The sequence below is a fragment of the Candidatus Persebacteraceae bacterium Df01 genome (assembly GCA_030386295.1).
Classification (GTDB): Bacteria; Pseudomonadota; Gammaproteobacteria; order Tethybacterales; family Persebacteraceae; genus Doriopsillibacter; species Doriopsillibacter californiensis.
In genome coordinates, this window is record JANQAO010000001.1 from 372897 (window position 1) to 386565 (window position 13669).

General features: G+C 47.1%; 10 protein-coding genes and 1 tRNA gene. 8 read left to right on the top strand and 3 right to left on the bottom strand.

The annotated features are described in order from the left end of the window. Complete coding sequence (locus NQX30_01840) at positions 1 to 1170, bottom strand: Xaa-Pro peptidase family protein (GenBank protein MDM5147123.1); 1170 nt, start codon at positions 1168 to 1170, stop codon at positions 1 to 3. Continuing rightward, a complete protein-coding gene (locus NQX30_01845; protein MDM5147124.1) occupies positions 1170 to 2300 on the bottom strand; it encodes a diaminopropionate ammonia-lyase in 1131 nt (376 codons plus the stop codon). The genes NQX30_01840 and NQX30_01845 overlap by 1 nt, the downstream gene beginning before the upstream one ends. 284 nt (positions 2301 to 2584) lie before the next feature. On the opposite strand from NQX30_01845, the gene NQX30_01850 reads away from it, so the two are divergent. The 8 genes from NQX30_01850 to NQX30_01885 all read left to right on the top strand — a co-directional run bounded on the left by NQX30_01850 (position 2585) and on the right by NQX30_01885 (position 12236). Further along, positions 2585 to 4051 carry a DNA recombination protein RmuC gene (locus NQX30_01850; protein MDM5147125.1) on the top strand — a complete coding sequence of 489 codons (1467 nt, stop codon included), beginning with the start codon at positions 2585 to 2587 and terminating at the stop codon, positions 4049 to 4051. Continuing rightward, complete coding sequence (gene purB / locus NQX30_01855) at positions 4045 to 5394, top strand: adenylosuccinate lyase (GenBank protein MDM5147126.1); 1350 nt, start codon at positions 4045 to 4047, stop codon at positions 5392 to 5394. Before NQX30_01850 ends, purB begins: the two co-directional genes overlap by 7 nt. Before the next feature lie 108 nt (positions 5395 to 5502). After that, positions 5503 to 5575 (top strand) — tRNA-Phe (locus tag NQX30_01860). A gap of 19 nt (positions 5576 to 5594) precedes the next feature. After that, positions 5595 to 7112 carry a tetratricopeptide repeat protein gene (locus NQX30_01865; GenBank protein ID MDM5147127.1) on the top strand — a complete coding sequence of 506 codons (1518 nt, stop codon included), beginning with the start codon at positions 5595 to 5597 and terminating at the stop codon, positions 7110 to 7112. A gap of 88 nt (positions 7113 to 7200) precedes the next feature. After that, positions 7201 to 9552 (top strand): aminomethyltransferase family protein, encoded by a 2352-nt coding sequence (locus NQX30_01870; GenBank protein MDM5147128.1) that lies wholly within the window; start codon positions 7201 to 7203, stop codon positions 9550 to 9552. 97 nt (positions 9553 to 9649) lie between these two features. Further along, a complete protein-coding gene (locus NQX30_01875) occupies positions 9650 to 10834 on the top strand; it encodes a mandelate racemase/muconate lactonizing enzyme family protein (protein ID MDM5147129.1) in 1185 nt (394 codons plus the stop codon). 64 nt (positions 10835 to 10898) lie between these two features. Beyond that, entirely contained in the window at positions 10899 to 11312 is a 414-nt protein-coding gene (locus NQX30_01880; GenBank protein ID MDM5147130.1) for a CopD family protein, read from the top strand. 111 nt (positions 11313 to 11423) lie between these two features. Beyond that, complete coding sequence (locus tag NQX30_01885) at positions 11424 to 12236, top strand: hypothetical protein (protein MDM5147131.1); 813 nt, start codon at positions 11424 to 11426, stop codon at positions 12234 to 12236. 235 nt (positions 12237 to 12471) lie between these two features. Here the strand turns inward: NQX30_01885 and nhaA are convergent, their stop codons facing one another. Continuing rightward, positions 12472 to 13668, bottom strand: coding sequence for a Na+/H+ antiporter NhaA (gene nhaA, locus NQX30_01890; GenBank protein MDM5147132.1), 1197 nt, complete (start codon positions 13666 to 13668; stop codon positions 12472 to 12474). Position 13669: the final 1 nt, after the last annotated feature.

Below are 13669 nucleotides of genomic sequence, written 5' to 3' on the forward strand. Positions count from 1 at the left end.
TTAAATTGACTCGATAGATGAGATAAGCGGCATTTTTTTGCTGGCACGGTGAGTCAGTAACCTCGCTGTTGTATCAGTAATGACAATATTTTCTTCATGCACCATCGTCATCCCATCAGCATAAATCAGCGATGGCTCTATTGCGATAACCATTCCTGGGCGTAGTGGTGTTTTATCCCATTCAACGAGGGATGGTGTTTCTGTTAATTCTATGCCGACGCCGTGTCCGTAACGTCCAGCACTAGCGGTGTCATAGCCAGCGACGCGAATGACGTCGTTCATGGCAAAAAACAAATCACAACATCGCGTACTGGGTTTGGCGGCGGCGAGTACGGCTTCTGTCGCCCGCCACAGCGTATCATAGGCTTGGCGGCTTTTGGTACTGATGCGTCCTAAAGCGTAATTGCGATTGAAATCACAATAATAGCCATCTATCACACAGCCGGCATCCAACATAAAAATATCGCCATCTTTTAGCAGCGTGTCATCGGGAGGCGAGATAATGTCCACATAGCCACCAGCGCCGTTGCCGCAAGCAAGATAATTAACGTCATCCACGCCGGCTAACAAGCATTCTATTTTGAACCGCCGGTGTGCCTCACGTGCTGTCATACCGATTTGTAGCCATTCGGGAACCTGTTCAAACACGGTGCTTACCACGTCGCAAACATGCTCAATTTTTTCAATTTCCGCTACTGATTTGCACTGCCTAACAGCATGAATCGCAACGGTAACATCTATAAAAATACTGTCTGGAATTTTTTGCTGCAGTTGCTGAAAATCTTGTTGCGGCATTCGTAAATGGCTTTGTCGGCCGCTCATCATACCGATACGCAAAGCGTTTTGTTGTTGTAACTGCTTTGCAAGCAAAGAAATGCCCTCATCGTCAGCATGTGGTGCCACCCAAGTAAAAATAGATTCGACATGGCAATTTTTCATCAAGGCTTCACCGATTGATGGAATTACGGCAATTGGTTTGCCGGTGCGCGGTAGTAACAAAAACCAAGGGCGGGTAGGAGAGCGCCAGAAGGGGGTATAAAAACCGCTGAAATAAAACAATTCAGCTTCAGTTGTTAGTAATAAAACGTCTACGTCGGTAGTCGTCATAAATTCTTGTGCGGCGGCGCAGCGCCGCCGGTACTCTTGTTCGGTGAAACCGCGTTTGAACACTATTGGGTTAATTGCCGATAAGCGCTTTCATCAGTTATGCCTTCGGTGCCGAATAATAAGACAACAGAATCCTCATTCAAGGCAAACTCGCGTTTTTCATCCCAGCTAAGTTGGCTCATTGCTTGTAAAGCGGTTAACCCACCGGCTGAACATTCACCACCAACAAGCGGTGTGCCATAGTCACCAGCTGCCAGTCGGCGCATAGTTGTTCCGATGGCGGCGTCATCTATGGAAATAAAATCACTTGTGGTAGCAGCCGCAATTTCCCACGCCAGAAGTGACGGACAGCCACAAGACAAACCCGCCATTAGTGTTTCCTGTTGAATATCAACCGTTGTAAGTGCCCGATTTTTGGCGCTTTGCAATAAACAGTCAGCATAAACGGATTCCACAGCAATAAGGCGTGGAAACGGTTGCACAAAACGCGCAAGACAAGCAGCAACGGCCGCCAGTAATCCACCAACACCGGCGGGAACAATAACATGGGTTGGTTTCTGCGCATCTAGTTGCTCCAGCAATTCGCGAACTAAAACGGAGTACCCTGCCATAATTAACGTGGGGACGGCAGTATAGCCTTCCCACGAAGTGTCAGAAACAATTTGCCAATCGTTGTCGGCAGCGAAGCGAGCGCATTCGTTGACGGAATCATCATAATTGCCATCCGTGCGGATGATTTCTGCGCCATAAGCGGCAATTGCCGCTGTTCGTTCCTTGCTGACGTGCCGATGAACAAAAATTTTAGCTTTGCATCCAGCACGAGCCGCTCCCCAAGCGACAGAACGACCATGATTGCCGTCAGTGGCAGTGGTAACAGTGTAGTCAGTTCCGCCAGTTTGACGGTGTTGTTGGACGAGCTTTTCTACCGCATAGGCACCGCCCAGTGCTTTAAACGATGACAAATCAAACCGAAGAGACTCGTCTTTGTAATAAACTTTGCGCAAGCCGAATTGAGCTGCGGTATTGTCTAATGCACACAACGGTGTCGGGTGATAATTTTCCCACTGGCAAATGGTTGCGTATGCTTCATCCATTTGCGCGTCGGATAGGATACTATTAATAATCGGTAACACTTGTGCAATATCAATGTTTTGATGAAGGCAACCATGAATTTTATAAAGTAAATTGTTCATAATATTTTTGTTTTTGAATTTAGCACGACTGTCAGGATAAATCTCCAATTGAGAATTGACCGTATTCTATAACTATCTCCTAAATTAATGCTACGACACGAATTGTTGACTTTGCACATGTTTTTGTCAAAGCCGAAAAGTAGAAATGTGGTATTTTGATTGCGCCATGCTTTTGGGTGTTATGATTTATTATGTGGAAGGATTCCGCATAATCATGAAAATAGTTATCAGCATAGTATAAAATTAGAAACCGCATTTTTTAGGTGCGGGGAACAAAAAATATCATGCAAGTTATCATTGGATTAATTGAAAATTTCCCTGCCCTTGCTTTGAGCGGTATGCTTTTGTTGCTGCTTTTGTTACTGTATTTGATTAGCAAGACTTCCAGCATAGAAAAAAGGGCCTCAGTGCAAGTGAGAGAAGTGAGATCCACCGTTACCCAGCGTATTGATGAAATGGAAGTACATGCCCTCAAGGAAATAAAATCGGTAATTGAAATAACTCAAAAACGCGAGGCGAAGCAAATAAGATTGGAGCTTACCGCACTTACCGAAAAAACACAGCAAATGCTTCAGGGGGCGCAGGTACATTTGGAAGGAATCACCGATGCGTGTCGGCAATTGGGAGCAAACACCGATGTCAAAGACGCCCTAAAGAAACTGCAAGCGGATACGGAAACGCAAGGAATGTACTTGCATGATCAATTTGCCACCATTGGAGAAAGTATTCGTGCACAGTTGCAGGATATGCGAGATAAGGCGTTGGTGGACATTGCCGCCGATTCCCGCAAAGACCGCGACCAACTTCAAGCCGCGGTAGCTTCCATGTCAGAAACGGTGGCGCAGGCGGTTGACCGCCTTACTGCAGAAGTGGACGCTAAACTGGCGTTGCTAGAAAACAAGATGGACGCCGGCATTCGGGAGCGCTGGTCGGAAGCATTGGGTTCTATTGGCAATTTGCGTGAACAATTGTCCGAACTATCTGCCGCCGGTACTCGCATGCTTGACTTTGGTGATAATGTTCAAGCGCTGTCACGGATTTTAGCAGTACGCAATGATACTGCCGGGCTTCCACCTGCCCGTCAACAACTGTCCGATTTGCTAGCGCAAACACTACCTTCGGAACACTACCAACTGGATGCGCCGCTGACCAATGGCAACAAGGCGGCAGCGCTGGTACGTTTTGCTGAACCGCGGGAAACCGTTGTGATTGACGCCGATTTGCCGTTGCAGACTTTTATTGATTCCCGTGCTGCCGATGTTAGCGCTGTTGTGCGGGACGAAAAAAGAGTGGCTTTTGGAAAGGATGTTACGGAGCGTATCCATTATGTCGCTGAACAGATGAAAGGTGTGGCGGATGTTAAAAACACGTTGTTGTTTGTTGCTTCCGAAGCCGCTTTTGCCGACATTCACGCCGACCATCGTGATGCCGTTGAACTGGCAATTTCACGTCGCATTTGGCTGGTGTCACCCACCACGTTGCTGGCCGTACTCAACACCGCCAATATGGCTATTAAAGATTATCGAGCGCAACAGCAGCTACAGCAAATAAGTGAATCGGTTTCCGGTATCATGCATGAGGCACAATATTTTGAAAATCGTCTTAGCGAAGTTGGAGACCAAGTGAGTGCAGCGTGGCGTAGCGTACGACGTGCCGAGTCCGCCGGTAGTCGGTTGGTCAGTAGCGTTCGTGGTATCACGCCGAATACAGAAAAATTGCCAGCGGCGAATAACAACGTGCCTAAATCGTGAGTATTTTGCTTGGTGCACTCAGTCCTTTAGACGGGCGTTATAAGCAACAAGTTGCGCCGTTGGCGGCGCATTTTAGTGAAAGCGCACTCATTCGCCAGCGAGCGGGAATTGAACTGGCGTGGCTTAAAACGCTGGCGCCACTGTTTGATTTTTCTCGCGATACAGATTTAGCAAAGCTGAATAGCATTGTTGTGGATGACAATGCTGCAGCGGCTATTAAGGACATTGAAAAAACTACGCGGCACGATGTTAAGGCGGTGGAATATTGGTTGACCACACGTCTGCAGGAGCTGAGGCTAACGGAGTTGTGCCCACTGACACATTTTGGCTGCACATCGTGGGATATTAACAATATCGCGCTGGCGCGGATGGTTACCGGTGCCCTACAAGAAACCATGTCGCCGGCATTAGCAGATATTATTAGTGCACTGCGACAGCGCGCTGATAAATGTGCTACCCAGCCAATGCTAGCACGCACACACGGACAACCAGCATCACCGACTACGGTGGGAAAAGAATTTGCTAATTTTGCAGCCCGTCTGAGTCCGCGGGCACAAAAAATTGCTATTTGTCGGTTACCCGGAAAAATGAACGGCGCCGTAGGAAATTACAACGCTCACATTGTTGCTCGGGCGGATTTGGATTGGCCGCGTATTGCCAAAACTTTTGTGGAATCGCAGGGATTACGGTTTGCTTCTCACACCACGCAGATTGAGCCTTATGATGACTTAGCCGATTTGTTTGGTTTGCTGCGCGGTGTTAACATTATTTTGCTGGATTTTTGCCGCGATATGTGGGGCTACATTGCACTAGATTATTTCGTTCAGCAGGCTGTGGCGGGCGAAGTCGGCTCTTCCACGATGCCGCACAAAATCAATCCTATTGACTTTGAAAATGCCGAGGGCAATATCGGTGTCGCTAACGCTTTGTTTTCACATTTTTCTGACAAATTACCGGTTTCCCGTTGGCAGCGTGATTTGAGCGATTCTACCGTTTTGCGCAATATCGGCACCGCCTTTGGTCACACATTATTGGCTTGGAGTGCCGTTTTGCGTGGACTACAAAGAGTAACCCTTAATCGGCAAGTGCTAGAAAACGACTTGGATGCTAACTGGCAGGTGTTGGCAGAAGCCGTGCAAACAGTTATTCGCGCGGAAAACGCCGGTGACAATGCGTACGAGCAACTCAAAGAATTCTCCCGCGGTGCAACCGTAGATAAAGAACGGTTACAGGCGTTCATTCACAAATTGCCAGTTAGTGATGGCGCTAAAGCGCGCCTGTTAGCGCTGACCCCGCGTGATTATTGTGGTATTGCCGCAAGATTGGCGCAAGAGACAGCATAGCTGTCATTACTTCGGTAATGCCTAAACTTCCTAATCTGGATGTCTTTTTCAGTATATCCTTCTAGCGAATAGTAAAAAATATATAATACTATTTTCCTGTTGGCAAGTGGCCAAATAGCTCAGTCGGTAGAGCAGAGGACTGAAAATCCTTGTGTCGGCGGTTCAAATCCGTCTTTGGCCACCTTTGGGTTATTCGCTTTATGAAAAAAATGTTGCGTATTTTGCTGGCTTTTCTGTTGTTTCTTACGCCAGTGGCAGTGGCTAATAGCGGCGACAACATGACGGATGCCATGCGTGCTTTGTTTTTGTCTGCCAACGGTCGGCACGATGAAGCGGCGGAAACTTTTGCCCGATTGGGAAAAATTTTGAAAGATGCGAATTTGATGCGCGATGCCTCACAAGAAGCATGGCGCGCTAAAATGCCTGAAGCAGCATTGAAATACGCTCGGCAGTGGGAAGATTTTGGCGGCGGCAAGGCGGCATTGAATTGGCAAACTGCTATTTTATTATGGCAGGAACGCTATCATCGAGCCGAATTGATTTTAGCTAAACTTGCGGGTCAGGCAACTGATGAAGAATTATTTGAATTATTACGTAGAGCTCCCGACAAGCAGCAAGCCGCAGCAATTGGTAATCGCCAGTTGAGTCAGACGGTAGAGGGGCGACTGTTTGTAGTAAATTTGGCTCTTGTGGCGGAGGAGTGGGCATTGGCGGAAAGTGCCATTGCAGAAGGGCTCAAACGAGGCGGAAAAGAAATAGATTTTTATCTTTTGCGGGCGAGGCTGGCAGGGCTTTCTGCTCGAAATTCCGCTCCGGCGCTAGCGCAATTGGAAAAATACCGTGATTCCGGCTGTGCTGGCTGGGCGGACGGTTGTACCGAGGCATCTTTAGTCCATGCTTACCGGCTGTTTTCTGAAGGCAATGTAAATTGGCGACAACCGTTGCTGGAAGCTGTTGTTGTTGCATCGGAATCCGCATTGCAGACTGGGCAATTTTTTGAGTCCTTGGGAATGCTGGTGCGCGCTGAAAGATATTATGAAAAAATTTCGTCACAGTTTTTTCATGCTCGTTTGGGACTGGTTCGAATTTCTCGCAATAATGGAAATTTTCAAGAAGCGCTTGACATTCTCAATAAATCTGCCGTCGCTAACGATCATGAATTTATGTTGCGCGAAATGACGGCAGCGAATTTATTGGAAGAAATGGAAGGCGTGAAAGCGTCGTACGACCGCATCGTTGCAGCACGTCGAACCTCACCGGAGAACCCTGATTTGCTTTATAGCCAGTCGCTGCTTGCAGAAAGCATCGGAGACATTGATGGTGCCTTAGACACGCTACGGGAAATGACGCGGCTACATCCGCAACGCGCTGATGGCTGGAATGCGCTGGGATATGTGATGGCCGACCATAATCGCAATTTAGAAACAGCAGAAAAATATATCAAACGCGCTCTGAGTATTGACAGCAATGACCGAAATATCTTAGATAGCATGGGCTGGGTGCTGTATCGGCAAGGCAAATTATTGAAAGCACTTAATTTTTTGCAGCAAGCTGCGGCAAAAGGTTCGCCGCCTCCCACCGAAATTGCCGCTCATCTCGGCGAAGTGCATTGGATGCTGGGCAATAAACATCAAGCACAACGAATATTTGAGGAGGCGGCAGTGCGTGAACCCGACAATAGTGTGTTAAACGAAACCATTAAGCGGTTAGGAATATAACTCTTAAATCACGATAACATATTGAGATTTTAAGCAACATTAATGTTTTGAAAATCGCAGGGTCTGTCTTTATGCTATTATTTATGTTATGTTAGAAAAAACCGTCACGCCTCGTTTTATACGAGAGTCACAACGTGTGTATCATCCTGGAATTACGGCGTTACCAACCGGCACGGAGCGTTATGAAGTTGCCGGTGCTGGATTGTTGGTATTACGTTTGTTTAGTGGCGATACGTTGCGGCTGGTAGATGTTGAAGGTGGTCAGCCAGCGGAAATTGTGCCCTTTCGTCCACAAGGAGACTGTGATTCGGGCTTGCTTGACACCGCAGCTAATGGTCGTGCCGAGGGGCTAAAAAAAATGCTTGCGTATGGTAATCGCTTACAGACTGTGTTGGATAAAACCGGCATTAATTTAAATAGTGCTGTTTCTATTGATTGCTTTGGCAAAGAAAGTCCAGCCGGTGTCGAAGCTGTTTTTGTTGCGAGTAATGACGCGTTTGTTGTTATCGCTGCGCCGGGGGATAACATGATAGTGGATGAATCTCATCCACCTACGCCTTTGCTGGCGTTTGTTGAGCGCGCTCACACTGCTGCTGAAAATATTTCTCCGCCGTTGCCCGAACCTTTAGCGGAGCCAAAGCTGGATTGCCGCGTGCACAGCGCTACTGCCAAGGCTTACCGCGTTAATGCGGGCGATTGGATTCAGCTTATTGATGTGGAAGGTCGCCAATGCGCTGATTTTCAAGCGTTCTCTCTGGCAGCATTGGAAAAAGGTAAGGAGCGCTGTTTGGATTTGACTGTCAGCCGGACGCTTATGAGGCGCGCATATCCGACGCCGGGAGTGCATGCCAAATATTATGATTACAATTTTGAGCCGCTGGTAGAAATTGTGCAGGACACTTGCAACCGCCATGATGCTTTTGGTATCGCTTGTTGTGCTAAATATTATGAAGATATGGGCTATCCTGGGCACGTTAATTGTTCTGATAATTTTAATACTGAGCTTGAGCCTTATGGAGTGGAGCCGCGGCAAGGCTGGATGGCGATGAATTTCTTTTTTAATACGAATATAGACTGCGGCGAAAATTTTTGTTCGGATGAGCCGTGGTCGCGTCCCGGTGACTATGTTTTACTGCGGGCATTGACTGACTTGGTGTGCGTGTCATCTGCTTGCCCGGATGATATAGATCCAGCCAACGGCTGGAATCCGACAGACATACACCTTCGTACTTATGATAAATCGTTGCGTGCTCGCCGTTCGGTGTGGTTTCGCAAGCGTCCCGATTCGGAGGCGGAAATGACAAAAGAGACTGGATTTCATCCTCGTACGGCAGCACTGACGAGGGAATTTGTTGAAAGTAATGGCTATTGGCTTCCGGCGGGTTTTTCTGCTCGTGGGGCGCTGGACGAATATTGGGCTTGCCGTGAAAAGGCCGTGGCCGTTGACCTATCGGTATTGCGTAAATTTGAAATTGTTGGTCCGGATGCGGAAGCACTGCTGCAGTACTGCCTGACGCGTAACATGCGGCGGCTTGCTGTCGGTCAAGTGGTGTACACCGCTATGTGTTATGACACCGGAACGATGATAGATGATGGTACGGTATTTCGTTTAGGCGACGATGTGTTTCGCTGGGTTGGAGGTAATGATTATGGCGGTGAGTGGTTGCGCAAACAAGCAGCAAAATTGGAACTGAATGTTTTGGTTAAAACTTCTACTGACCATTTGCACAATTTATCGGTACAGGGGCCGTTAAGCCGAGATATTTTGCGTGACATCATATGGACGCATCCGCATCAACCAGCGTTGACGGAATTAACATGGTTTCGTTTTACTATAGGGCGGTTGGGTGATGAGCGCGGATTGCCGGTGTTGGTATCGCGTACGGGTTATACTGGTGAGTTGGGGTATGAGATTTTCTGTCACCCAACAGACGCGCCGGCGGTGTGGGATAAAGTTATGGCAGCCGGAGCACCACACGGTATCGTGCCGATGGGATTGACGGCGCTAGATATGGTTCGTGTGGAGGCGGGATTGATTTTCGCTGGCCATGAATTTGATGACCAGACGGATCCTTATGAAGCTGGAATCGGTTTTGCAGTACCTGCGCAAAAAAATGACGATTTTATTGGTCGCGATGCTTTGTTGCGCCGCTGTGAAAATCCGCAACGCGTACTTGTTGGATTGGAGTTGGCGGGAGAAGAATTGGCATTGCACGGTGATTGTGTGCGCGTCGGTCGCCAACAGGTGGGCATTGTTACTAGTGCCGTGCGCTCGCCGTTGTTGGGTAAAAATTTGGCATTGTGCCGTATCGCCATCGAGTATGCGGACATTGGTACTCAAGTAGAAGTCGGTAAATTAGACGGTCATCAAAAACGCATTCCGGCTGTGGTGGTTAAATTTCCTTTTTATGATCCGGAAAAGAAAAGACCGCGTGCTTAGCCTGGCGGCAGCTGTACTCAATATATAATGCAGCTTTTGTAGTGTGGTACAGGTTGCCTTTTGGCAGCACACTATAATTTCTGAGTTGCTGTTTTTTATGAAAATCACTGACGCTAAAACATTTGTTGTTGCAAATCCGCCACCGTCAAGGGGAGGAAGCTATTGGGTATTTGTCAAACTCACTACCGACAACGGTATCAGCGGTGTCGGCGAATTGTACGGTGCACCATTTCATCCGCAGGCATTGGAAGCAATGATTGCCGATGTTTGTGAACGTCATGTATTTGGTTCTGATCCATTTGCCACTGAACGACTGTACCGTATTGTGTATTCGCGTAATTACACGCAACGTCCGGACGCGTCGTTGGTTGCTGTATTGAGTGCGGTGGAGACTGCCTGTTGGGACATAGTTGGTAAAGCGCTGGAACAACCGGTATGTCGATTGCTGGGAGGGCCAGTGCGCGAACGGCTGCGTAGCTATTCTTATCTTTATCCTGAAGACGGCGATACCGGCTGCGTGTACACTGATTCTGATTTAGCTGCCGAACGAGCGACGGCATATGTCAAGCACGGTTTTACCGCTGTCAAATTTGACCCGATTGATACTTATAGTGCTTTTGATCCGCGCCAGTTGTCATTGGCAGAACTCAGTCGCGCTGAAACGATAGTGCGAAAAATGCGTGAGGCAGTGGGCGATTCTTGCGATTTACTTATTGGGACGCATGGACAAATGACACCGGCAGCAGCGCTGAGATTGGCGCGCCGGCTGGAGCCATATGATCCGCTATGGCTGGAAGAACCAGTGCCTCCAGAAAACCCTACTGCCATGGCAAAAGTAGCGCAGGCGACACGTATTCCTATTGCTACTGGTGAGCGTCTTTGCACTAAACAAGAGTTTGCCCGTCTGCTGGAAGCTGGGGGTGCAGCTATTTTGCAGCCGGCGTTGGGGCGCATGGGTGGTATCGGAGAAATGAAAAAAGTTGCCGCTTTGGCCGAAACCTACTATACGCAATTGGCACCACACTGTTATTGTGGTCCCATAGAAGCGGCGGCAAATATTCACTTGGCCGCTGCGATACCTAATTTTCTTATATTAGAAAGTATTCATACATTTGGTGGGTTCCATGCCGATATTCTTAGTGTTCCATTGCAGTGGGAAGATGGTTATGTTACCGTTCCTACCGCACCCGGCTTGGGAGTAGAACTGAACGAAAGTGTTGCCAATGCGCATCCTTATAATGATGATGCACTGCACCTTACGCCTTGCAATACACCCGATTAATGTCTTGATGTTTATGATAATTGTATTTTTGGGCGAAAGAAATCCACTATAGGAGCTATTTTAAATATTTATGTTGACGATTAAAGTGCTTCATATTGCCGCCGTTGTCTTCTGGTACGCGGGACTACTATATTTGCCGCGGTTATTTGTGTATCATACGGAAGCCGAAGATGACATCAGCCGCCAGCGTTTTTGCCTTATGGAATCGCGATTGTATTGGCGTATTATGTTGCCGTCAATGGTGGTGACGTTAATTTGTGGATTGTTGTTGCTGCCAAATTATCAAGGAGGATGGATTGGTATAAAACTGCTGCTGGTGCTGCTGCTGGTGTTATATCATATTTATTGTGGCGTTGTAGTGCGGCGTTTTGTCATAGGCGGGACGCCACACAGTGGGCGATTTTTTCGGATTTTTAATGAAATTCCGCCGTTGGTGTTGTTAGTTGTTGTCTGGTTGGTTGTTGTCAAACCGTTTTAGGTATTCGGAATAGACGGGGCATCATGGCAAATTATCTTGCGGGTGTGGCGATTAATGAGTATTAATTTTTTTGTTTTATAAATATTGGGATAAATTTTTTTAAAGGTTTTTATGATAGCGCTTATTTTTCAGACGATTTACATTGCCGTTTACAACGCAGCCAAATCTTTCTATTACGCGGTTCCTACACTGCTGGTATTTGACGTTTTGGCGGCAGCTTACTTTCACGTTTATGAGTCGATGCCGCCCATACCACTGGCGTTGGGGGCTTTTTGCATCATTTTATTTTTTGGTATCCTTTATGTCTTTGTCAGCATGCGGCTTATGCTAGACCCACATGCTCCTCCTCTTTTTATGGAAACATTGCTTTGGAAGCGAGCTCATAGTGATTTTCTTGTTTTCATAGGCATTTTTTTTCTGTTGCTGGGCGTGCTTATTATGATTATGGCCGACCGAGCTCAAGTTTTGTCCGAATTCACACAAAACTTGATTTATCAACGCGCGAACGCAAAAATTGAGGAAGAGCATAGTGTTCATCAAACGGGAATAATCGTTGTTCTGTTTAGTTCTCGTGTTTTTGTTGGATTTTTTATTATTGGCATGGTGGCATTATGGATTTATGCTTATCGTGCATGCATTAGAATACCGGCATACGCCGATGGTTGGCAATTAAGTACGCACGAAGCCATGGACTTGACAAAAACAAAAATTTTAGAAATTATTTTTTGCTCTTTATTTATCAATAATGGGTTGCTTGTTTTTGCCTCCGTCGTTCTGCCTTGGGATATTGATGAACTATGGTTGAAAGCGGTCACCGTCGGCGGCGTTTTTTGGCTTTTTCTTCACGCCAACATGGCGCTATCTGTGGCTATGTACAAGCGCTATACTGAGGGTTATCAAATGCGTCGGGAAAGATATTTTTAAAAAAGAGGATAGGTATTTGAATAACTTTGTAGCTGTACTGGTATTTTTATCGTTGACGTTAATCTCTTAGCAAGTGAGGGTTATTGATATTGAGCTAGAGAAAATTCGTCAAACTGCCGATTAACAGCTGGCAGGCAAAAATAAATATTTTGCATAAGGAGCTTGTACGGTTGGTGATATTACCGCTTTTTTTAGATTTGTTTTTCAGGCTTTTACTAATATTTTCTGCTGTCGGCTATTTATCAAGGGATAAACTGGGTAAAGCGATGAAACGCAACATTAAATATCCTAACACACCAGCAATGGATGAACCAAAAATCACACCAAGTTTGACAAAGTTCACCATATCAAGGTTGCCTTCGGCAAACGCTAGGTTACCGATAAACAAAGACACTGTAAAACCAATTCCGCACAGCAGGGAAAGTCCCATCATCGCCAGCCACGAGCAGTCGCGCGGTAATGTTGCGGCGCCACTTTTGACCATCAGCCATACGGTGCCGGTGATGCCGATGGCCTTGCCCGCCAAGAGCCCCATTGTGATACCCAACGGCAGCGGATTGAGTAATACCGACGGTGATAAGCCGGAAAAATTGACGCCGGCGTTGGCAAAGGCAAAAAGAGGCAAAATTAAAAAAGTTACCATTGTGTGCAAATCGTGTTCCAGCTTCGGCAATGGTGATTTTTTGTTTCCAGTCATCCGTAGTGGTACAGTAAAAGCAACAGCTACCCCAGCCAACGTGGCGTGTACACCGGATTGCAGTACGCAAACCCACAAAATTCCTCCCAGCAACAGATATGGTGTTCGTGAACAAACTTCATATCGATTAAGAGTCCCCAAACCGACAATAATCAATAGTGACAGCAGCAGAGGCACTGTTGACAAGTCGCTGGTATAAAAAACCGCGATAATCGCAATTGCGCCTAAATCGTCAATAACTGCCACTGCCAAAAGAAAAACTTTGAGCGCCAATGGCACTCGTTTGCCCAACAATGACAATACACCCAGCGAGAATGCGATGTCGGTGGCGGTGGGGATTGCCCAACCGCGCATAGCGATTGAATCATCCCAATTGAAAAAGGCATAAATGAGTGCTGGTCCTGCCATCCCACCTGCCGCCGCAACCGCTGGCAACATTGCTTGCGCCCGTGAAGACAATTCGCCTTCTACTAACTCACGCTTAATTTCTAATCCCACCAGCAAAAAGAAAAGCGCCATAAGACCGTCGTTGATAAAGTGCGTCAAAGAAAGAGAAAAAGTCTGCTCGCCCAGTACCACGCCAATCGGCACGTGCAAAAAATGCGCGTAAGCGGAACGGAGCTCGCTGTTGGCCATTAACATAGCTAATAAAGCGGCAATAAATAGGCAAATTCCGCCGGCAATTTCTGTCGCAAAAAAGTGTGAAAGCGTCTGATAGGCGCGCTTTATTGGCATG